This window comes from Actinophytocola xinjiangensis, assembly GCF_001921215.1.
GTDB lineage: Bacteria > Actinomycetota > Actinomycetes > Mycobacteriales > Pseudonocardiaceae > Actinophytocola > Actinophytocola xinjiangensis.
Window position 1 is genome coordinate 1 of the sequence record NZ_MSIF01000008.1, and the last position, 23,904, is coordinate 23,904.

6 protein-coding genes are annotated in these 23,904 nt (G+C 71.5%); 1 reads left to right on the forward strand and 5 read right to left on the reverse strand.

Translation table 11 applies throughout. The features are described from left to right. On the forward strand, positions 1-948 hold a 948-nt coding region (locus BLA60_RS17765), incomplete at its 5' end, for a thioesterase domain-containing protein (RefSeq protein WP_245812036.1). Between the two features lie 3 nt (positions 949-951). On the opposite strand, the gene BLA60_RS17770 is transcribed toward BLA60_RS17765, so the two are convergent. The 5 genes from BLA60_RS17770 to BLA60_RS17790 are packed head-to-tail and all read right to left on the reverse strand — an operon-like array spanning position 952 to position 23,900. Beyond that, positions 952-2,157 carry a cytochrome P450 family protein gene (locus BLA60_RS17770; protein ID WP_075134231.1) on the reverse strand — a complete coding sequence of 402 codons (1,206 nt, stop codon included), beginning with the start codon at positions 2,155-2,157 and terminating at the stop codon, positions 952-954. Positions 2,158-2,164: 7 nt separating this feature from the next. Beyond that, a complete protein-coding gene (locus tag BLA60_RS43330) occupies positions 2,165-17,629 on the reverse strand; it encodes an SDR family NAD(P)-dependent oxidoreductase (protein WP_075134038.1) in 15,465 nt (5,154 codons plus the stop codon). Further along, a complete protein-coding gene (gene fabD, locus BLA60_RS17780) occupies positions 17,626-20,808 on the reverse strand; it encodes an ACP S-malonyltransferase (protein WP_075134039.1) in 3,183 nt (1,060 codons plus the stop codon). Before fabD ends, BLA60_RS43330 begins: the two co-directional genes overlap by 4 nt. Before the next feature lie 56 nt (positions 20,809-20,864). Continuing rightward, positions 20,865-22,385 carry a long-chain-fatty-acid--CoA ligase gene (locus BLA60_RS17785; protein ID WP_075134040.1) on the reverse strand — a complete coding sequence of 507 codons (1,521 nt, stop codon included), beginning with the start codon at positions 22,383-22,385 and terminating at the stop codon, positions 20,865-20,867. Between the two features lie 9 nt (positions 22,386-22,394). After that, complete coding sequence (locus tag BLA60_RS17790) at positions 22,395-23,900, reverse strand: serine hydrolase domain-containing protein (protein WP_084735039.1); 1,506 nt, start codon at positions 23,898-23,900, stop codon at positions 22,395-22,397. Between the last annotated feature and the right edge of the window lie 4 nt (positions 23,901-23,904).

Consider the following 23,904-nt stretch of genomic DNA (forward strand, 5'->3'; position numbering starts at 1 on the left):
AACTTCTTCGCCCTCGGCGGACACTCACTACTCGCCATCCGCACCACCACACGCCTCCAAGAAACAACAGGAATGGACGTGTCGGTGCGCATGGTGTTCGAAGCCCCGACTCCGGCGCGGTTGGCGCGTTCGCTGGTGATCGGGGACGTCCGGAACGCGTTCGACCCCGTGTATCCGATCCGGGAGTCGGGCAGCAGCGAGCCGCTTTTCTGCCTGCCCGCGGGAAGCGGCCTGGCCTGGACCTACAGCGGGTTGATGCGGGTGCTTGACCCGGAGATCCCGATCTACGGCCTCCAGTCGCCCGCGCTGGCCAAGCACCGGCGTCGACCGGCTTCGCTCGAGGCAGTGGCCGCCGAGTACGTCAGCCGAATCCGCGAAGTGCGTCCGCACGGCCCCTACCGGCTGCTCGGCTGGTCGTTCGGTGGCGTGCTGGCACACGCGGTGGCGGTGCGGCTGCAGGCATCGGGCGAGCGAGTCGAACTGCTCGCGGTGCTGGACGTCGACCTGGTGCCGAACCCCGACCTGATGGGCAAGCCGGTGCCCGAGGAGTTCCTTCGCTACCGGGATGACGCCGACGATGCGGGAATCGGGGGTCTGACGGTCGGTGACCCGGGCGAGAGCGCGGCGCTCGGCGTACTGACCACCGAAGAGCAGTCCATTGTCGCGAATGCACGGCGCTACCATCGCGAGATCCGGTCGCGGCACGCGGGCGGGGTCTTCGACGGCGATCTTCTGTTTGTCCTGGCCACGGCCGACAAGAGCCCGATCGTTCCCGCGGAACAGATCTGGCGGCCCTTCGTCACCGGGAACATCACCGAGCTCCACGTGGACTGCACGCACTACGAACTGCTCGACATGGCGGCGCTGGCACGCCCTGATCAACCAGCGAGCGGTGCGGCCATCGAGCAGGTGGGCGCGGCGCTGAACAAGGTGCTCACCTCGGACTGAGCGTCATGGCCGCAGCCGGACCGGCAGACCGCGGAGCCCGCGAATGTGCGCGCTCTGGCGCCACGCGAGCTGATCGGCGTCGACGGCGAGGGTCATGGCGGGGAAGGCGTCGAACAGTCCCTCGAACGCGATCCTCGCCTCAAGGCGTGCCAACGGCGCACCCAGGCAGTAGTGCACGCCGTGGCCGAACGCGAGATGACCGTTCGCCCGCCGGGTGACCTCCAGGGTGTCCGGGCCGGCGAAACGTGAGTCGTCACGATTCGCCGACCCCAGCGCGACCACCACGGTTTCGCCGGCCGGGATCTCCACCCCGCCGATCCGGGCGGTCCGCGTCGTGACGCGTGACGAGGTGATGTTCACCGGGCTCTCGAACCGCAGGAACTCCTCGATCGCTCCCGGCAACAGCGCCCGATCGGCGCGCACCGCGTCGAACGTCCCGGGGTTTCTCAGCAGGGCCAGCATGCCGCTGCCGATCAGGTTCACGGTCGTCTCGTGCCCGGCGAACAACAGAAGGAACGCGGTCGAGACGAGTTCGTTCTCGCTCAGGACGTCGGCGCCGTCACGAGCGTGCACGAGCAGACTCAGCAGATCCTCGCGTGGCCGGCCCCGTTTCTCCGCCACCGAGGCGATAAGGTACTTCTCCATCGCCGCCGCGGCGGTCCGCAACGCGCGGTAGCCGCCAGCACCGCCGGTGATGGCATGGCTCCACGCACGGAAGTCGTCCCGATCGTCCGGCGCTACGCCGAGCAGTTCACAGATCACCGTCAACGGGAGCGGATAGGCGAAGTCGGCGAGCAGATCGACCTCGTCCCGAATGGACATCGCCCCGATCAGGTCGTCGGCGATCTCGGTGATCCGAGGCCGCAGCCGCTCGACCACTCGGCTGGTGAACGCCTGCGAAACCAGCTTGCGCAGGCGCGTGTGGTCCGGTGGGTCCGCGTTGAGCATGTGGTTTCGCAGGCTCTTGCCCAGCGGGTCGCCCATCCCCTTCGACCGCGCGACGCGGATGATCTCGTCGGAGTCCTTGCTGATGGCCGGATGGGTGAGCGCGGCACGGACATCCTCATAGCGGGTCACCAGCCACAACCGCTCGCCACCGGGAATCTCGGCGACACAAACCGGTGATTGGCTGCGCAGCACCGCGTAGACCTGGTACGGGTTGTCGAGGAAGCCGGCGTCGAGCCGGACTGGGCTGGCCGGTGTGGTCATGGCCTGGTCACTTCCCATCGAGTCGGTCGGTCAACCGCTCGATCTCGGCGTCGGCGAGCGCCGCGTGCTCGCCGAACTCGCGAACGAGCAGTTCTCGCAGCCGCCGGCCGACGGACTCGTCGTGCCCCGCCATCGTGACCACCACGCGCCCGACGAGACCACGGTCCTCCTTGATCGCATACGCCTCGGTGACGCGGGCGAACGGCAGGACGTGCGCGGGCGCCGACGCGAACCCGCCGGCCGCCAGGTGCTCGGCGGCGGTACGCAACAACTCCTCGCGGCGCTCCGGGTGCCGCAGGAAGAACTTCTTGGTGTTGAGGCTGTGGAAGCTCTGGTTGTTCACCAGCCGCGACAGATCCGGGCCGGACGACGACTGGAGACCGAGAACCGCCAGCTCGACGTACCGGCCGTCCGGTGCGAGCACGTCGATGCCCTGCCCCGCGGTCTCACCCGCGACGAAGTTGATCACGACGTCGGCGCCGCCGGTGCGGCGCAGGACCTCGCCCACCACGTCGCGGCCACGGTGGTCGATGGCGTCCTGGACGCCGAGGCCTGCCAGGTGCGCGACCTTGTCCGCGCCCCCGGCGGTGGCGATCACCTTGGCGCCCGCCTGCTGGGCCAGCCGCACCGCGACCAGCCCGAGGGTGCCGGCGGCGGCCGGGACGAACACCCGCTCGCCGGGGCGTACCCCCGCCCGCTCGAAAGCCAGGTACACGGCCAGGAACGGGACCAGGAAACCGCACGCCGCCTCATGGCTGACGTTGGTCGGCTTCGCCACGGCGAAATCCTCACCGGTGACCACCACGGATGCCTGACCGCCCATCGTCGGCCGGGTCAGCGCCATCACCTCGTCCCCCGGAGCGAACCGGCGCACCCCCTCCCCCACGCGGCGGACGGTCCCCGAAAGTTCCACGCCGGGGGTGACGGGGAAGTCCGGCATCATCGGGTAGAGCCCCTTGGCCACCAGAGAATCCGAGAAGTTGATCGGGAAGGCCCGAACCTGGATCTCGATCTCGCCCGGTCCGGGCGCGACCGGCTCAATGGGCACGATCCTCAAGTCCCGCGCGGCGCCTGGGCGCTCGAACAGCACCGCTCGCGCCCCCACCAGGCTGGACGACGGGGACTCATCCCGCGCCCCGCCCGACAACGGGCGCTGCTCACCCTGCCCCACACCTGCCGAACCCGACGAACGGAACCCAGCCTCTCCGACACCCAGTGACGGTCGCTGCTCAACCTCCCCCGCGACCACCGCCCCGGCGCCCGACGCGGGCACCTCCCCGGCTCGCCGCGCGGGCCCAAGCGCGAGGCGGTCACCGAACTCCTCGACGATGTACGCGGTAAGCGCTTCCACCGTGGGGCGCTCGAAGATCATGATCGTCCTCATGACGATTCCCAGCGCCTGGTTGAGCTGGTTGGTCAGCTCCACGGCGACGATGGAGTCCACACCCACGTCGGACAGGTCGGTGTCCGGGCGGAGGTCGACGACCGGCACTCCCAGGCAACCGGCGACCCGCTCGGTCACGATGGCACGGATCTGGCCCTCGCGGGGCTGCTGGGACGGATGGGGGACAACCGCGGCCTGGTCCGGGTCGACGGTCGCGACCATCACCCGCTGCGGCAGCACACCCGGGACGGCCGGTTCGCCGAGGATGGCAACGTCTCGGAACCCGGCTGCCTCGAGGCGGTCTCGCCACATGTGGGGGTCCAGCAGCGGGGAGCCGGGGAGTCTGCGGGTCTCGTCGTCGAAGTTCCACCAGCCGTCCAGTAGGCCGAACGTGACCGTATGGAAGGGCTGGACGACGGTCACCTCGGTCAGCACCACGCACCCACCGGGAGCGAGCAGGCCCCGCACCTCACCGAGTGCGGCATCCAGGTCGCGGGTGGCGTGGAGCACGTTTCCGGCCACCACGACGTCGTACCGCTCGCCCGCGAACCCCTGCTCGGCCGCTGGCCGTTCGATGTCCAGCACCCGGAACCGCACCCCCGGCCGCGCCAGCCGCGCCTGCGCCTGCTGGAGCAGGCCCCTGGACACGTCGGTGACGTCGTACCGCACCGACGTCGCCAGGGCGGCGAGCACGGCCTCGGTGGTGCTGCCCGTCCCCGCGCCGATCTCCAGCACCCTCGGGTGCTGTCCGGCGCGGGCAACCTGTCGCGCGACAAGCGAATTGCAGTAGTCGACCAGAGACTCGCCCCGGTAGATCGCCGCGACCGGGGCCGAGGAGCCTCCCGGGAACAACACCTCGACAGCGGACCGGGCACCGGTGAGCACCGAGGGCAGTGCGTCGAGGCAGCGCAGCACAAGGTCCAGCCGCGCGTTCAGGTTCGGGAACCGGGTGCGCAGCGCCGCCGGATCGGGCCGTGTGGGTCGGGGGGACGCCGAGGTGAGAATCTCCTGCCCGTCTCGTACGAGCAGGCCGCGACGGACCAGGATCCGCACCAACTCCTCGACAAGGCCGCGGGACCGGGGAAGCGCACCGAGCCGGTCCATCAGATCAGCGGTCCGGTACCGCTCGTGTGGCCGGGTGACCAGGCCCAGCTCACCCACGAGGTGCCAGAGGGCGTCGCCGATGAAGTCATCCAGTGCCTCCCGCTCGGCACGGTCGTCCTGGTGGGCCGGGACGGAGCCGGTCACGGTCGTCACCGGGACCGCCTCGACGCCGATCGCGTCGAGCACCGGCTGGTCGGCACGCAGTGCCACCAGCCCGCGTTCGCCGCTGGCCAGCACCTGTTCGATCGCCGCGATGCCCTCCGCCGGTTCGATCGGCCGGTATCCGCGTGCGGCGAGGCTTTCGTATCGGTCGGCGACCCGACCGACCTTGGCCCAAGGGCCGAAGTTGACCGATTGCACCGGGAACGGGAGGGACGTGGCGAGGCGACGAACATGTGCGTCCTGCTCGGTGGAGGCGGCGGCGTAGTTGGACTGTCCGGCGGCACCGGTATACGACTGCACGGAAGAAAGAACCAGCAGGAAGTCCAGCGGTTCGGTGGCGAAGACCTCGCCGAGCACCCGCGTGCCTTCGCCCTTCGGGGCCAGCACCGCCTCGAAGTCCTCGTGGCTCAGCCGTTCCACGATCCCGTCGCACAGCACCATCGCCGCGTGCACCACCCCGTGCAACGGGCCATGGGTGCGGGCCTTGGCCGCCACCGCGCGCATCGCCTCGGGATCGGTCACATCCGCCTGGTGGTAGGTGGCCGCGCCGCCCAGTCCCGCCAGCCGCCGCAACGCCTGTTCGATCCGTTCGCCCGGCCTGCCGCGGCCGACGAGGAAGGTCCGGGCGGAGAAGTTCGCCGCGAGGTGTTCGGCAAGGGCGAGGCCGATGCCGCTCGCACCACCCACGATCACGTAGCTGCCACCGTGCCGGAACACCGGCCGGGCAGGCGCCGGCAGGCGGACCGGGCGCAACAGGCGAACCAGCCGGCGTTCGCCCACCAGCGCGACCTCGCGATTGCCCTGATGCGCGGGTTCGGCGAGCAGCGCAGCCGCGGTGCGGTCCCAACCCGCCGCCGCGGGTGCGATGTCGACGCAGCTCACCGCGATCCGTGGGTACTCCTTGGCCAGCGACTTGGTCAGTCCGATCAGGCCCGCGGCCACGGGCTCGGTGACCCGTCGCCCCAGTGCGTCCTGCGCGCCCGAGGTGACCGAGCGCACGGACCGCACCTGCTGGACCAGGTCGGCGTCGACCAGACCGCGGATCAGCCGGAACAGCAGCCGTGCTCCTTCGCCCGCCAGCGCGAGGAACCACACGTGGCGCACGTCACCGAGCCCGCGCAGGCGGGCGGGCAGACCGGGACCGGCGATCTCCGCCGCGCTGATCCGATGCACCTGGCCGTCGTGCCGGGCGGCCAGCGCGTCGGCCAGTTCGGCTGAGCATGCCGAATGCGCGATCAGCACCGGGCCGCGCACCGGTTCGGCGTCGGACGCGTCGGCCAACCGCCAGTGCGGACGGTAGAAGAATCCGTGCTGCTCCGGCCGCACGGTGACCTGGTGCAGCACCACGCAGGGACGACCGGTCTCGTCGAGCACCGTGATGTCGTGCCCGTCCCCGCCGCCGGCGACCAGGTGGACGAATCCCGTGGTGGGCACCGGTGCCAGCAGTTCGATCTCCTCGACGGCGAACGGCAGCCGGGTGGTGCCCCGCCGCGTCCCGGTCAACACGGTGATGGCCTGCAACGCCGCGTCCAGCGCGGTCGGATGGAAGGTCATCCGCTGCGGCAGGGCCACCTCGGTGGTGAACCGGGCCAGCAGTTCGCCGTTCCCGGTGACCGCGTCCGTCAGCCCGCGGAACACCGGGCCGTAGGCGATGTCGGCGTCGTCGAAGAGGCGATAGATCTCCGCTTGGCCGTACTCCCGCCGGCATCGGCGCCGGATGGCGTCCAGGTCGTGCGGTGCGGGCGTGGCTGCCGGGCCGTCACCGTGCACCCACAAACCGGTGGAGCAGACGGTGCCGTCGGCCGCGTGAATCTCGTACGCGATCCCGTCCGCGTGCTCGGTGAGCCGGATCAGCACTTCGCAGGTCGCACCGCGCACGACGAGTGGGCGCAACCAGGACACGCGGGTCACCCGGTGCGCGGCCCGCCTGTGCGCGGCCATCGCGGCGGCGGCAAGCTCGACCTGCACCACGCCCGCGAGCACCGGAACGCCGTGCACCCGGTGCTCGTCGACGACCCGATCCGAAGTGGACAGGGTTGCCCGGTAGACCGTCGCGTCGCCGTCCTCGGTGCCAGGGCCGAGCACCAGCGGGTCGGGCTCGGCGGCGGACGACCCCGGAATCCAGTGCCGGTCGCGGGCGAACGGGTAGGTGGGCAGGCTCAGCCGACGTGGGCGCCGCGCGCCGTCCACCACCGTCCAGTCGGGCACGGCGCCGGTGACCCACTGCCGGGCCGACTCCCACAGGTCGTCCGTGGTGACCGGGTCGCGGCGTTCGTCGGCGACGCCGATGCGCGTCCGCGCGCCGGGCACACCGGTCGCGGCGAAGGTCGAGAGCTCCCGAGCGAGTTCTGCGGCGGAGTCGGTCACCACGGCGAGCCGGTGCGGCATCGGTTCCCGGCCCACTTGTAACGTGTAGGCGACATCCGCGAGGTCTCCCGCCGGGCAGGGCCCGGTCTGTGCCTGGGTCCTGGCCGCCGTGCCGCTGACCGAGAGCTGTGCCACGGTCAGGGTGGGCAGCAGTGCCGTGTCCACATCGGACAAGCCGGCTGCGGCCATGCGATCCGCCAGCCGGACCGCATGCCGGTGGGACAGGCCCAGGTCGGCCAACGGCTCGTCCCACGGCACGTCGCTTGGCTCCACCCCGAGGAGGGTGGCGACCTCCGCGATCAGGTCGGCACCCGGCTGCTCGGGCGACGATGCGACCGGGTCGGTCGGCGCCACCGCGTCGGCGAGCGCGGCGGCGTAGTCCCGCAGCCGGTCCTCGTCCCGCGCGGAGAGCACGAAGACCTGTTCCCGCGACGGGGTGGGGTCCGCCGGAGCAGCGACGTGTTCCTCCAACAGCACGTGCCCGTTGACACCGCCGAAGCCGAACGAACTGACCCCGGCCCGGCGCGGTTGTTCGGTGCCGTCGGCGGCCGTTGGCCGGGGCCACGGCATGGTCCGGTCGACGATGCGCAACGGGGAGCCGGCCAGCCGGATCTGCGGGTTCAGTTCGCCCAGGTGCAGGTTTCCCGGGATGCGGCCATGTTTCATGGACAACACCACCTTGAAGATCCCCGCCAGCCCCGCGACCGCCTCGGGGTGGCCGATGTTCGATTTGACCGAGCCGATCAGCACGGTGGGCTCGGTCACCGGCACCCCGGCCCGGTCACGCATCTGACCGATGGCCCGCTTCACCGCGTTGACCTCGACGGGGTCACCGAGGGCGGTGCCGGTCCCGTGCAGTTCGAAGTAGCCGACGGTGGCCGGGTCGACACCAGCCTCGTCGAAGGCACGCACGATGAGTTCCGTCTGCGCCTTGGGGTTGGGGGTGGTGAGTGTGTTGACCTTGCCGCCGTGGTTGACCACGCTGCCGAGGATGACCGCGTGCACGTGGTCGCCGTCCCGCTCCGCCGCGGCGAGCGGCTTGAGCACCAGCGCGCCGACGCCCTCGGCACGCACGTACCCGTCGGCACCCGCGTCGAAGGTCCGGCACCGCCCGGTCGGGCTGAGCATGCCCGCTCGTGCGAACGAGATGTAGATTGTCGGCGACAGCAACAGGTTGACCGCCCCGACGATGGCGGTGTCGCACCCGCCCGCACGGATCGATTCGACCGCGGCACGCAACGCGACCAGCGAACTGGAGCAGGCGGTGTCGATCGGGAAGCTCGGTCCGGTCAGGTCGAGCAGGTAGGACACCCGGTTGGCGAGGATGGCGTGGAACATGCCGGTGCTGGTGAACGCCTCGACCGGCACACCCGCCTCGCGCAGCAGGTCGTAGTAGTCGTGGCTCGCCGCGCCGACGAACAACCCGGTCCGTCCCTTCGCCAGGTCGGACGGGCGGTAACCGGCCTCCTCCACCGCCTTGTACGCGGTTTCCAGGAACAGTCGCTGTTGTGGGTCCATCAGTTGCGCCTCGCGCGGCGAGATGCCGAAGAACGCGGCGTCGAACACGTCGACCTCGGGTAGGAAACCACCCCAGCGGCTGTTCGTCCGGCCCGGCCCGGCCACCGGCCCGTAGTACTCACGCCAGTCCCACCGGTCCGAGGGGATCTCGGTGACCAGATCGCGTCCGGCGTCGAGGTTGCGCCAGAACTCGGACAGGTCGGCACTGCCCGGCAGCATGCCGTGCATCCCCACGATCGCGATCGGCTCGTCCACCGGCGCGGGGCGGGGTCGTTCGGCGGCACAGGCCGGTCTGGACGGCGCCGGGTGCTCTGGCGCGAGCCGGACCGCGAGGTGCGTGCCGTGCGCCTCCGCGAGATGGTCGGTGATCTCGTCCACCGTGGTGTGTTCGAAGAACAGCGCGGGCGTGAGGTCCACGCCGAGCCGCTTCACGAGCTGGTTGGCGAGCTGGGTGAACGACAGCGAGTCGAACCCGTAGTCCCCGATCGGCTGGTCGTTCTGGATGCGTGCCGGGTCGAGTTCGGTGATCCGCGCGATCTCGGCGCGCAGGACCTGGCGGACGGCAGACCCGAAGTCGCCAGGTACCGCGACGGCAGGCGCCACAGTGGACGGTCCGGCCAGTACGCGCGCGAGCGTGGCGCCATCGCCGGGAGCGACCAACAGCGCCCGCTCCTCGCCTCCGAGTGCCACCGACAGGGCGTCCAGGCCCGTCTCGGTGGCGAGCGGGCGCAGGCCGAAGGTGACCCGCAACGACTCGGCGACCTCGGGGTCCACGCTCATCCCACCGTCCGCCCACAACGGCCAGGCGACCGCGATGGTCCGCTCGGTGCGGAATTCGGCGAAGGCGTCGAGAAAGGCGTTCGCGTAGGCGTAGCCAACCTGGCCCGCGCTGCCCACCGCCGAGGCGACCGACGAGAACAGGCACAGGAAGTCCAGCGGGTGTTCACGAACCGCCACGTCGAGGTGCACGGCGCCGAACACCTTCGCGGCGATGACCTCGTGCACCCGCTGGAGATCCTGTTGCGCCAGGAACCCGTCGCGCAACACTCCCGCGCAGTGGAAAACGCCGTGCAGCGCACCGAACTCGGCCCGCGCCGCGCGTACCGCCTCGCGCGCGCCGTCAGCGGTCGACACGTCGGCACGGACATAGTGTGCGCGCCCGCCCGCTGCCAGCACCAGGTCGCGCACGGCGGCGACCCGCTCGTCCTCTGGCGAGCGACCGGCGAGCATCACTCGGGCCCCCACGGTCTCGGCAAGCCACCGCGCGACGTGGCCGCCCAGGCCGCCGGCGCCACCGGTGACCAGGTAGACACCGTCGCGGCGCACCACCTGGCGCGGTGCGGGGGTGGGATCCGCGCGTCGCCAGCGCCGCACGGTCCGGAGGCCGTCGCGGTAACGCACCTCGGCGCCCTCGACGGGTCCGAGCGCCTCAGCCGCGATCTGCTCCGGAGCGGCACCCGCCACCAGGACATGGGAGATTCGGGGACTCTCCCGGGTGACTGTGCGCAGCAGGCCCCCCAGCGCCTGGTACGCGGGCGTGCGGTCCGGGATGGCGCAGACCAGGCGGACCGGGCCCTTGTCCTCGGCCCGCAGGAGCGCTCTGACGAGGCGGAACAGCGGCCGCAATCCGTCGGCCAACTGTGCGGCCACATCGCCCCGCTCGGATCTCGGCCACGCGAACACCACCGTGTCCACCGGTCCCTCATCGCGGAGCAGGGCGCCGAAGTCCGTTTCGTGGTCGGGCACCGCGACGGCCGAGCGCGGCGGTGTTCCGGCACGCGCGGCCAGTTCGCCGGTCAGTCGCGTTCCCGCCTCGGGTGTGGGGGCGAGCACCAGCACTGACCGGGCACCGCCGGCCGCGCCCGGTTCCTCCTCGATCCACTCGGGACGGAAGCCGGTCCACATCGGACCGGTCCGGGTCGCGTCGCCGGACCACGGGCGGACCCAGAAGTCGAGCACGCGTACCACGACGGCACCGGACTCATCGGCGAGCCGCACCCGCACCTTGCACCCGTCGGGTGCCGCCGTGCGCAGTTCGACGTGCGCCACCGCGCGGTCGGGCAGCGGCCCGAGCACCTCGACGGAGCCGATGCTGAAGGGCAGGAACAGCCGGTCGAACCGCTGCCCGACCAGCCACAGCACGGCCTGGAAGGCGGAGTCGAGCAGGCCGGGGTGCAGAGCACAACGAGGGTCGCCACCCGGCACACGCAACTCGGCAAGGGCCTCGTCATCGTTGCAGTGCAGGCGTTCGACGCCCTGGTAGAACGGCCCGAGGTCGAGACTGCGGTCCCGGGTGCGCTCGTAGAGACGTTGCCCGGTCACGGTCGTGGTGCACCTGGCCCGGACCGACGCCACGTCCAAGGGCGGCACGTCGACCTCGGTCACCGTGTCGACCTTGCCGGTGACGTGGACCGTCCCTTCTTCGCTGGTCACCTCGTAGCCGCCGGCCAGCAGCGACACCCGCAGCGTCCGGGGCCGATCCACCGCGACCGGTGCGGACCACACGTTGTCGCGCAGCCGGATGACCCGCCCGGCAGCCACGTCGAGCCGTGCCGCGGCCCGGATCAACTCCACGCAGCCCGCCGCGGGAAAGACCGGGATCCCGGCCACCCGGTGCTGCGCCAACTCCGGCTCCTCGCCGGTGAACTCGACGACGACGCCGTCTCCGGACCGCTCACGCACCCACGGGTGCTCGCCGGTTTCCCCGGCGGGGATCTCGGGCAACGGGTATCGCTCCCGCGCGAACGGGTAGCCGGGCAGCCGCACGTGACGCAGCGGAACGTCGTGCAACGACTCCCATGGCACGTCCGCGCCCGCCACCCACGCCCGTGCCAGCGCGGCCCAGTCACGCGAGGCCAGTGCCCGTGGCAGCTGTTCGCGCACGTCCGTGCGTGCGGCGCGGTCCCGCACCGTGACCCAGTGCTCGCCCTCCGGCCGTCCTCCCGCGGCGAAGGCGGCAAGCCGGTCCGCGAGCTCCACCGGGTCACCGGCCAGCAGCGCCAGCCGCTCGGACTGCGGTTCGCGGCGCACCTGGAGCTGGTAGGCGATCTCCGATACCCGCAGGACCTCCGCCCGGTCCCGGATCGATGCGGACAGGTTGGCGCAGTGCTCCACCAGACGCTCACGATCGCGTGCGGAGACGACGACGAGGTGCGCGCCGTCCGCCGGGCCACGGGCGGTGTTCAGCGGCGGGGCCTCCTGCAGGACCACGTGCGCGTTGGCGCCGCCCGCGCCGAAAGCGCTGACTCCCGCCCGCCGGGGGCCTCCGGTGGGCGCGAGCCAGTCGGCCGCGTCGTGTTGGACGGCGAACGGGGTGGCGGCGAAGTCGATGCGCGGGTTGGGTTTCCGGGCGTGCATGGTGGGCACCAACGTGCCGTGCTCAAACTGCAGGAGCACCTTGGTCAGCCCAGCGATGCCCGCCGCCGACTCGAGGTGCCCGATGTTGGTCTTCACCGAGCCGATCGCGCACCCTCCCGACGGCGCGCCGGTGAACGCGCGGGTGAGACCGGCGATCTCGACCGGATCGCCGAGGGCGGTGCCGGTGCCGTGTGCCTCGACGTAGCCGACGGTCGCCGGGTCCACGCCGCCGTCAGCGAGCGCGGCGGAGACGGCCTTCGCCTGCGCGGCCGGGTTGGGCACGGTGTACCCGTTGGTGCGGCCACCGTGGTTGATCGCGGTGCCCTTGACCACCCCGAGGACCTCGTCGCCGTCCGCGAGCGCGGCGCGCAGCGGCTTCAGCACGGCCGCGCCGACCCCTTCGCCTGGCACGAACCCGTCAGCGTCCGCGCCGAAGGTTCTGCACCGGCCAGTGCGGGACAACATCTGGAGGCTGCACAACCAGTCGAACTTCGCCGGGTGAAGGTAGAGGTTGACGCCACCGACGAGCGCCATGTCGCACTCCCCGCGAGCGATGCTGCGCACCGCGAGATGCACGGCTGTCAGCGAGGACGCACACGCCGTGTCCACCGGCATGCTGGGCCCGCGAAGATCGAGCCAGTACGACACCCGGTTGGCCACCGACCACTGCGGCGACGGCGGCACCACCGGGTGGCCCGCCCGCTGCTGGTCCGGCCCCCACAGCAGGTGGGTCTGCGTGGTGACGCCGACGAACACGCCCACCGCGCGGGCGCCGGGATCGTCCGGGTCGCCAAGGCGGTGCGGTGGGTATCCCGCGTCCTCGAACGCATGCCACGCGGTCTGCAGGAACAGGCGCTCCTGCGGATCCATCGACACCGCATCGCGTGGCGAGATGCCGAAGAACAGCGGGTCGAACGCATCGACGTCGTCGAGGAACGCGCCCCGCCGGCAGTAGGTCTCGGCGCCAGGGGTCCAGCGGATCGACGGGACCTCGGTCACGCTGTCCCGGCCGTGCAACAGGTTGCGCCAGAAGACAGCCAGGTCGGGCGCCTCGGGATAACGACCGGCCAGGCCGATGATCGCCACGTCGCCGTCCGCCACGTCATCGGCCACCGCACTGGGTTCCACCGTCGCCGGAACCGGGTGCGTCGCGACGACGGCCGAGGGCGCGGCGGATGTGGCGGGTTCGCCGTAGTGGGCGGTGAGCTCCGCGGCACGCAGTCGCGCGATCCGCTCGGCGGCGGCGGCGAGCGTGCGGCTTTCGAACAGCAACGTCTCGCCGACGGAGCCGAGCTTCGCCTCGATCCGGGTGTTGAACTCGGCAATCACGATGGAGTCCAGGCCGAGCCGGTCCAGGCCCATCTCAAGATCCACGTCCGCCGGGGGTATCCCCCGCAGTTCCCCGATGACACCGGCCACGTAGTCCTTCGCCCACGCGACCACCCGCACCGGATCCGCCGAGGGCGCCACGGTCTGGTCGCTCGCGGGCGGCTCCTCCTCGGGACCGGCGGGTTGCGGGTCGAGCAGTTCCGGCACCCGGTCCGGCTCGCCGTGGAACAACGGCCGGGCGCCCGCAGCACCCGAGAGCAGGCGGTTCAGGACAGCCAGCGCGGTGGCGGTGGGCATGGGTAGCACCCCTGATCCGGGGCTGAGCACACCTCGTTCGGTGACGGCCATGCCGCCGTCGCGCCACACCGGCCAGCCGATCGACAGGGTACGCCCGGACCTCTCCCCCTCGGCCCGCCGCGCCTCCCGCGCCTCGGCGAACTGGTCCAGGAAGGCGTTGGCCGCCGCGTAGTCGGCCTGTCCCGGGTTGCCGAGCACCGCGACCATGGACGAGAACAGCACGAACAGTTCCAGCGGTTCGTCCTGGGTCGCGTCGTCCAGGTTGACCGCGCCGAGCACCTTCGGCGCGAGGACCGCCCGCAGATCCCGCGATTGTTTGTGCGCCAGATATCCGTCCCGCAGGACGCCGGCCGCGTGCAGGACTCCGGTCAGTGCGCCGAACCGTGCCCGCACCCGGCGGATCACGTCCCGCGCCGCCGCTGGGTCGGACACGTCGGCCTGGAAGTAGGTGAGCCGGTCTGACTGGTCCAGGTCCGAATCCGCCGACCGCCCGACGACGGCGACCCGCACCCCGGGCACGGCGAGCAGATGTGCGGTCACCATCCTGCCGAGACCGCCGGTGCCGCCGGTGAGCAAGTACGTGCCGCCAGGACGGACTCCCTGCGGCGGCGACGTCGGCGCGACCAACGCGGCCGGCGTGTACCGGCGGGACAGCCGGCCACCTGGCCCGTGCCGGACGAGTTCCGTACCGTCCCGGCGCCCGAGTTCGTCCGCGACCACGTCCCAGGTGGACTGTTCGCCGAGGTCGTCGGGAACCGCGATCGCACGGAAGGGGACGGTGGCGGTTTCCCGCGCCAGGCTCCTGGCGAACCCGGCGATGGCGGCCAGTTCGGGAGATGGCCGGCCGTCCACCACCCGGCCGACCACGAACACCCGGGTGCCGCGCCCGTAGGACGCCTTCGCCACGTGCAGCGCCGCGACCACCGTGTCCGCGGGGGATCCGGTGCACGTGAGCACGACCGCGGTGGGTGTCCCGTACTCGTCGAGGGCCCTCTGCCACGCCTCGGTGTCGTCCGCGGGCAGCGTCCCCAGGTCAACGGCCCTGACCCGTCCGGGAAGCCGTTCGGCCGCCTGCCGCACCTCGACGGCGCCCGGTGGGAAGAGCACCACTACCGGGCCGGTGGCGGGCACAGGCACTCGTGCGGTGGCTTCCCACCGCGCACGCAGCTCGACGACATGCTCCGCCAGGGCGGAGTCGTGAGCCGAGTCGCGGGCGGCGTCGCGGGCGGAGTCGCGGGCGGAGTCGGGGGCGGCGTCGGGGGCGGAGTTCGTCGACGCCGCGCCACCTCTCTCGGGGAGAAGCGTCGTCGGATCGGCGGGCCGGATTCGGTGCTCCACGCCGTTGAACTCCGTCGTGGGAAGTGGGGTCCTGGCCCCGGCACCGGCGACCGGGTGTGCCTGCCAGCGCACGTCCACCCCATGACGCCACAGCCGCACCAGTGTTTCGGTGAGCGAGGGGGCGACGACGAGATCGACGTCGGGATCGACAGGGACGTCACCCACCACCACGACGGTGTGCCCCTCCGGCATGACCGTGGTCTCCTCGGTGGACCGCGCGAGCCGGGCCCACGCGCCGACGTCCGCGAGGTCGTCGGGCAGACGACCGACGCGGCGCAGAATCGGGTACCGACCCCGGTCGGCGAGTTCGACTCGGCCGGGATGGCGGGGAGCGACCGGGGCACCGGCGGTCAGGTCGAGCAGGTCGCCCGGATCGACCACGCCGTCCAGCAACAGATCCGACAGTTCGACCGCACGTTCGTCCAACAGGTGCCTGGCTAGCGGCAGGTCCCACTTGCGGTTGAGCCGGTCCAGCGCGTTCTGCAGGGCCAGGGCCACCGCGAGCGGGTCGGCCATGAAGTCGGGGTCCGAGGACAGGTCGTCGGCACGGCCGCGTTCCCGCAACGCCCGGCGCCAGTCAGCCAGGTTGCTCTGGAACGTTCGTTGCGTGTCCAGTTTGCGCGCCAGCTCGACCAGGCCGGTCAGTCCGGCCCGGTCGGCCGTAGCGCCGCGAAGGCGGTCCAGGTAGGCCGCATCCACCCGATACGGGGTCACCACGCGGTCGGTGCCGGGCACGGCCAGTGGCGCGGAGGGCGCACCCAACTCCTGATGCCGCCCTGGTTCGCCCGAGGAAAGGCCTGCCGCGGTCCCGGGGTCCAGCATCCCCAGTGCGGCGAGCGCTGGCCACACCCCCGCCCCGTCGGGCACGACAACGGCTGGATTCAGGCCGAACCGCAGCAGGGCCGAGACGACGGCGGTCGTGTAGGCGCATCGCCGCCGTGGCTCGCCGACCGCGGACCGCAGTACCTCGGCCGTATCGGGGTCGAGCACCGAAACGAACTCGTCAAGAAACCCGTCGACGTTCTCTGGCGGCTCCATCAGCCCGACCCGCAACGCCCACGGACGGTCCTGGGCGGCCGTGGGTGTCGCGAACGCCAGTAGCGCGGGAATGTCCGCCAGATCGGTGACCACCCCGCCGAGTCGGTGTGGCAGGTGGTCACGCCCCACCGCCAGGGTGGCGCACACGTCGCCCGCGGTGGCGTCCGGCAGGGTGTGCCGCCAGCGCGCGACGAGCTTCCGCAGGGACTGCTCCGACGCCGCGGAAAGCAGGAACGGCCATGGCCGGGCGTCCGGGGGACGGCGCTCCGGTGCGACATGCTCCTCGACGACGAGGTGCGCGTTCACCCCGCCGAAGCCGAACGAGCTGACCCCGGCGAGCCTCGGCGCACCCGGGGAGCGCGACTCCCAGTCCATATTGGACAGGGCGAGGCGGAACGGGGAGTCGGCCAGCTCGATCAGGGGGTTGAGGTCGCGCAGGTGGAGGTTCGGGACGATCCGCCGCTCGGACATCATCATCAGCACCTTGATGAGGCCCGCGATGCCTGCCGCGCCCTCCAGGTGTCCGATGTTGGACTTGACCGCGCCGAGCGTGCACCACCCGGTGTCGGGCGAAGCGGGCCCGAACACCTGCCGCAGCGCCTCAACCTCGATCGGGTCGCCCAGCGAGGTACCGGTGCCGTGGGTCTCGACGAACGTGATGTCCGCCGGGCTCACCCCCGCCCTGGCGATCGCCTCGGCGACCACCGCCCGCTGCGAGGCCACTGTCGGTGCGGTGATTGTGGTGCGCTTGCGCCCGTGATTCACCGCGCTACCCCGGATCACGCCGTAGACGTGGTCGGCGTCGCGGACGGCGTCATCCAGCCGGCGCAACAGCACCATGCCCACCCCGTCGCCGGGCACGAACCCGTCGGCGTCCCGGTCGAACGTGCGGCAGCGTCCGGTGGGGCTGAGCATCCGGGCTTTGGAGAACCCGACGTACTTCCACCAGTGCAGGTTCAGGTTCACCCCGCCCGCGAGCACGTAGTCGGCCTCACCGGTGGTCAGGGCCTGCACGCCGAGGTGCACGGCGACCAGCGAGGAGGCGCAGGCAGCGTCCACGGCGACGCTGGCGCCGCTCAGCCCGAAGGTCTGGGAGAGCCGGTTGGCCAGCAGGCAGTCGTAGACGCCGAGCACCGAGTGGCTCTCCACGTCGTGCTCTGGGCCGGTCAGCTCGGCCATGTGGTCGCGCTCCATGTTGCCGACGTAGACGCAGGTGCGACCGGCGCCGAGGGTGGCGGCCGTGATACCCGCGTCCTCCACGCACTGCTGGGTGACCTCCATCAGCAGGCGCTGCATGGGATCCAGCAACCGGGCCTCGCGCGGGGAGATCCCGAAGAACTCGTGGTCGAAATCGTAGGGGCGGTCGACCACGCCGCACCACTTGCTGATCGAGCGGTTCGCCGCGCCGCGGTCCGGGTCGTAGAGCGCGGACGTGTCCCACCGGTCGGCGGGGACCTCGCGGACCGAGTCGACTCCGTCGACGAGGTTGGCGAGGAACTCGTGGTGGTCGCGTGCCCCGGGCAGCCGGCAGCCGATCCCGACGACCGCGATCCTCGGGTGTGCGGCCTTCTCGCTCATGGGATCACTCCTGCGTGGCGGGAGAGGTGGTCGGCGGCGCCGGTCATCAGCCGCCGCGCGATATCGTCGACGTGCCTGTCGGACCACCGCACCAGGTCGAGGCCGGCGGCCCAGTGGTTGAACGCGCCGAGCGCCGGTCCACAGTGGATCTGGAAGTCGACGCGGCGTTCCTCGTCACCCTCGATCGCGAGACGCTGGCTGTGCGCGAGGTACCAGCGGAACACCAGCGCCATCCGGTGGTGCTCGTCGGTTTCGGCGCGCCGGGCCCGCTCCGGCTCACGCTCGGCAAGGTACGCGCGGGTATCCTGCCAGATCTGCTCGAGCGTGCGGCGAAACCAACGCTGCTCGAGCACGGTGCGGGTGCGCTCGTCGAGTTCGTCCAACGATCGGTGTGTGTGGTACAGCTCGAGCAGTTTGCGCGCCCTGGCCGGGAAGAAGACACCATGCCGCAACACCTGCGCCTGGCCGCCGCTCTCGAACCCGCCAGCGCTCGGGACATGCTCGGTGTCGTCGATGGTGATTCGCTCCAGCATCCCCTTTGCCGTGGCACTGAGGCCCGATTCCTCGGTGCAGAGGTTCACCGAGCCGGTGAGCACGAAATCCGCGCCGAGCAGGAACGCGGCGGCGACCGCTTCGGGGGTGCCGAGTCCGCCGGCGGCACCGATCCGCACCCCGTGGGCCGGGGAGCGCGCCCGCAGGCGCAGCGCCGTGGGCAGCAGCACCGTGAGCGAGCCGCGGTCGGTGTGCCCGCCAGAGTCCGCCTCGACGCAGATGTCGTCGGCGGCGGGGAGGTGGGCGGCGAGTTCGGCCTGCTCCGCGCTGATCGCCCCGGCGGCGCGCAGCGCGCGTACCAGCTTCTCGGGCACGGGCGCCAGGAACGCGGCGATCGCCTCGGGGCGGGTGACCTTGGCCAGAATCCGGTGCCGTGCAACCACCTTTCCACCGTGTCCCCTGGCCAGTCCGCGCAGCCGGTAGCGCGCGAGTGCCGGGCCGACGTCGGTGTACCCGGACGCCTCGACCACGCTCACTTCGTGTGCCAGGAGCAGGTCGACCAGTCGCTCGGCGCCGGGGCCGCTCGGCAGGTTCACCCCGAAGCAGAGCTCGCCCAGCTCCGCGCGCATCCTGGCCAGGGCCGCGTCCACCCGGTCATGGGCGAGCCCACCGGAGCCGAAGAAGGCGAGCAGTCCGGCTCTGGCGGCGCGGACGACCATCTCCTCCGACGCGATGCCGCGGTACATGGACCCGCAGGCGTAGGCGTAACGGACGCCATACGCGGCACGGAATCCGGGACTGCCCAACGCCCGTGCGCGATCGGACGACCCGGCGACCACCGTGTCCGAACCGGACTCAGTGGTCCGAATCCGGTCAACCAGCTTGGTGAGCACCGTGCCCGGCCCTATCTCTGTCAGTTCGGCCACCCCGCGTGCAAGCAGGTACCGCACGCTCTGTTCCCAGCGGACCGGACCGACCAACTGCCCGGTGAGCATCGGGCGGATGTCGCCGTCGGGATAGGGCAGACCGGTGGTGTTGGCGATCACCGGCAGACGAGGAGCCTGGAGGTCCAGATCCCGGAGGAACTCGCCGAACTCCCGGGCGGCGGCCGCCATCTGGCGGGAGTGGAAGGCGCCACTCACCCGCAGGACCTGGTAGCCGGTGGCGCCCTCGGCGCCAAATGTCTCCTTGGCGTCGAGCACCGCCTGGCGGGGGCCGGACACCACCACCTGGCCGGGACCGTTGAGGTTGGCCACGTCGATCCCGGAGAGCACGTGGTCGGCGAGCACGGCACGGACCCGGTCCTCGTCCAGGCCGAGGACCGCGGCCATGGCCCCGTCCGGCGCGGCGGCCATCAGTTCGCCGCGTTTCCGGACCATGCGCAGACCGGTGGCGAAGTCGAAGGCGCCCGCCGCCCACAACGCGTTGTACTCACCAAGGCTGTGACCGACGGCGTACGACGGCGTCACGTCGCCGTGCTCGCGTTGCCAGACCAGGAAGTGCAGTGCGTTGGCGACGAAGAGAGCGGGCTGGGTGAACCGCGTCTGGTTCAGTTCGCCCCTCGGGTCGTGCCGACACAGTTCCGCGATCGAGTAGCCGAGAACCTCGTCCGCCTCCGCGACCAGGCCGGGGAACGCGTCGAACAGGTCGCCGGCCATTCCCTTCCGCTGGGCGCCCTGCCCAGGGAAGAGCACGGCCACCGGCTCGGAACGTGGGCGAGCGGCGGGCGCCGGGCGGTTTCGCTGCGTGATCCGCGCCAGTGCGACGTCTGGCGCGACGAAGGGGTCGAGCAACGCCAGTGCCCGCGCCCCGGATCCGGGAGCGAACGAGTGCGCCGCGAACCCCGCGAGTGTCGGCGACGGGCCGAGGTCGAGGTAGCACAGTCCTTCGTGCTCAGCCTCCAACGTCCGGATCGCGTCAGCGAAGCGGATCGGGCCGCGCACCGTGTGCCACATGTGCTCCGGGGTCACCTTGTCGATCACCGTTCCGGTCGCGCACGAGACAAGCGGAACGTCGGGTGGCTCCAGGGGGATGGTGGCCATCATCCGCTGGTATGGCTCGCCCACCACGTCGACCTCGGAGGAGTGGAACGCGAAGCGCACCGGCAGGCGGTGGCAGGCGATGGCCGCCGCGCGGAGGTCGCGTTCGGCGGCGTCCACCACCTCCCGTGCCCCCGAGACCACGAAGTGCCGGGGGTAGTTCACCGCCGCCAGTTCCAGGCCCCGCCATCGCGGGTGTTCTGGATCGAACCGGGTCACGTCGTCGAGAACGGCCAGCATCCCGCCCGGCGGGCACAACTGTTCGGTCAGCCGCACCTGGGCGGCGATCGCACGAGCCAGGTTCTCGCGGTTCAGCACCCCGGCGGCGGCCGCGGCGGCGTACTCGCCCAGGCTGGTGCCGAGCACGTGGTCCGGCTTGACGTCCTCGGCCAGCAGCACGTCCATCAGCCCCAGCTCGACCATGAGGATCGTCGGATGGCTGTGCAGGAAGCGGTCGAACGGAGTGCGCGGCTCCCGGTCGGTGCGGTACAGCTCGTCCAGCAGTCCGGGCAGGCCGAGGTCGGCGAACATCGTGTCCAGCTCCCGCAGCGTGCGGTCGAACACCGGGTGCGCCGCCCGCATCTGCCTGCCCATGCCGTAGAACTGCGAGCCCTGGCCGGCGAACATGAACACCGTCCGGTCCGCCATGGTTGAGACTCCTTCCCGAACGGAGCTTGCGGAGTGAGCATCGTTTCGCAGCCGAGTCAGCGGTAGGCGGCACGCAGTTCGTGTTTGAGCACCTTGCCCGCACCGGACAACGGCAGTTCGTCGACGAAGTCGTAGCCGCGGGGCGCCTTGTACCCGGCAAGGTGGGCGCGCACATGGGCGTCCAGGTCGGTCACCGATGGACGCTCCGCGGCACCCGGGACCACGACGGCGTGGACCCGCTCGCCGTAGGTGTCGTCCGGCACGCCGATCACAGCGCAGGCGGCGACCAGCGGGTGCTCGTGCAGGACGTCCTCCACCTCACCGGACCAGACGTTCTCCCCGCCGTTGATGATCACGTCCTTGATCCGGTCGACGACGAACAGGTAGCCGTCGTCGTCGAGATAGCCCGCGTCGCCCGTGTGCATCCAGCCGTCCCGCACCGCGGCCGCGGTCAGCTCGGGCCGCCCCCAGTAGCCGAGCATGACGTGCCCTCCACGGCAGACGATCTCTCCCGCCGCGCCGACCGGGAGCGGCGTGCCGTCCTCGGCGACCACCCGCACCTCGGCGTGCGCCGCGGCACGGCCGGCCGAGTACCGGTGCGGTCCGTCGTGCTCGGCCGGGCCGAGCAGGGTGACCGCGGGTGATAGCTCCGTCATGCCGTAGGCCTGAACCAGCTCGACATGCGGAAGCACACGCGAGGCCCGGTCCAGCAGCCGCGGCGGCATCGGCGAGGCCGCGTACACCAGCCGGCGCACGGCGGCGAACGCCGCGGGGTCGAAGTCCGGATGGTCGAACACCAGGCGCAGCATGGTCGGCACCAGGAACAGATCCGTGATTCCGTGCTCGGTTAGCGCGGCCAGCAACGCGACCGGATCGAACCCCGGAACCGTCACCTGGGTGCTGTCCGCCAGGGACTGCATGACCCAGTGTGCGAGGTCGCCGAGGTGGAACATCGGCGCGACGTGCAGGAAGCGCCCGCCCGGGGTGGCCATGAACCCGGCGGCCAGACAACCCAACGCGGAGGTGAGCAGGTTGGCGTGGCTGAGCATCACGCCCTTGGCCTCGCCGGTGGTGCCGCCGGTGTAGAACACCGCGGCCAGAGCGTCCCCGCCCCGGCGGGCATCCGGGGTCGGGTCACTGCCGGCGAGCAGCGCCTCGTAGTCCGCGCAGCCATCGGGAACCGGGCCGTCGCCTGCGTACACCACATGGTCGACTCCCGGGCACCGGTTGCGCAGCGCGGGGACAGCATCGGCGAACGCGTCGTCCACGATGAGCACCCGCGCGGCGCAGTCGTTCAGACCACCTGCCACCTCCGCCGTCGTCCAGCGGGTGTTCACCGGCACGAGCACGGCGTCCGCCCACGGCACGGCCATGAGGTATTCGAGGTAGCGGTCGGAGTTCAACGCGTACATGGCGATCCGGTCACCCGGCGCGACGCCGAGCGATCGCAGTCCCCCGGCCAGCCGGGCGACACGGTCAGCGTGGGTGGCGAAGTCGCGCTCGCGTCCACCGTAGACTGTCGCGATCCGGTCCGGATGCTGTTGCCTGGCCCGGTGCAGTGACTGCGTCAGGTACATGGCGTCCCTTCACTGGTGCGGTGCGCTGAAGACGGGCGCCGGGATCGGCAACCGCGCCGCCGTCGCACCGCATTCGAGCGCCCAGAGCGCGGCGTACGGTCCTCGGCTGTTGGCGTAGCGGCGGAGGCCTTCCGGATCGGGCGACAGCGCGCCCACCTCGGCGACACCCTGGGCGAACTCATCGACGTCCGGGCCAGGAACCGAGGCGTTGTCGTGCAGCCGGGCCCGCTGCGCCATGGCACGCACGGTGGCATCGTCGAACCGCCCGGTCAGTCCCAGCGCGGCATAGGCCCGCTCGCCCGCGACCGCACCCATCAGTGAGGACTCCTCCGGGCCTGGCGTGGTCGCCGCACGCCGGTGGACGGGTGCGCCACCGCGCACCGGCGGTACACCTTCGGCGGCCCAGCGGGCCGCCCACTGGGCGACGATGCCGGCCGCGTTGCGGTCGGCCGGGTTGTGCAGGCGCATCATGTCCCACTTGTTGGCCATCGCCACCACGACGAGGTCGAGATGCGGATAGACCCGCGCGTCCCACCAGTAACCCCACGGGTAGGCCGCGGAGTGTCCCCACCACCACAGGTCGCCGTCGCGCTCGGGATTACTGATCTCCAGCCCCATCCCGGCGAAGGTGTCCGGTGTGACCGGGCTGGACCGGGTGACCCTCGGCCGCAGCATCGCCTCGAAGCTCGCGGCGGTGACCACGCCATCCTCTCCCTTGGCGGTGCGCAGCAGGGACTGGAGCAGCTGCGCGTAGTCGAGCGGGGAGGTGATCAGACCCGCGCCCGGATAGGTCGCGGCGTGGTAGACCGGGGATGGCACACACCACGCACCGAACCCCATGTACCCGGTGGCGTGGTCGGCGCAGTCGACCAGTTCGTCCCACTGGGACCGCTCCGTCGAACCGGTGGGCAGAGCAGAGGAGGCCATGCCGAGTGGCTTGAGCATCGTACGGTCCACATAGGACGCGTAGTTCTCCCCTGTGGTCCACTCCACGGCGCAGCCCACGACGGACATGCCGAAGCTGGAGTAGGCGTACTCGCCGGGCGGGCCGTAGAGCGGGCACACGCCACCGTACTCCGGAGTGGTGCCGATCTGGTGCCGCCGGGCCAGATACTCTTCGATGGGACCTGGTCGGGTCAGCTGGGCATCAATGATGTCCGTGCGATAACCGCCGATGTGCGCGGTGAGCATGCCCGCGGTGATCGGCTGCCGCGCGTGCGGGTTGGCTGGCCGGGCGGCGGGTGGGAGGAACGGGTCGACCGGGCCGTCCACCTCGATCTGCCCCTCTTCCGCGAGCCGGGCTAGGGACAGCCCGACCAGCGGCTTGCTCAGCGAGCCCGCCGTCGCCGACGAGGCACCGGTCATCGGCACCCGCCCGGCCAGGTCGGCGTACCCGGCACCCATGCCGCGAAGGTCGGTGCTGGTGGCCAGGGCGACCGAAACCCCGGGAGTCGCCGTGGCCGCCAGCACTCGCGGCAGCATCTCCCGCACGGCGTCGGCAAGGTCGTCGAACATGCGC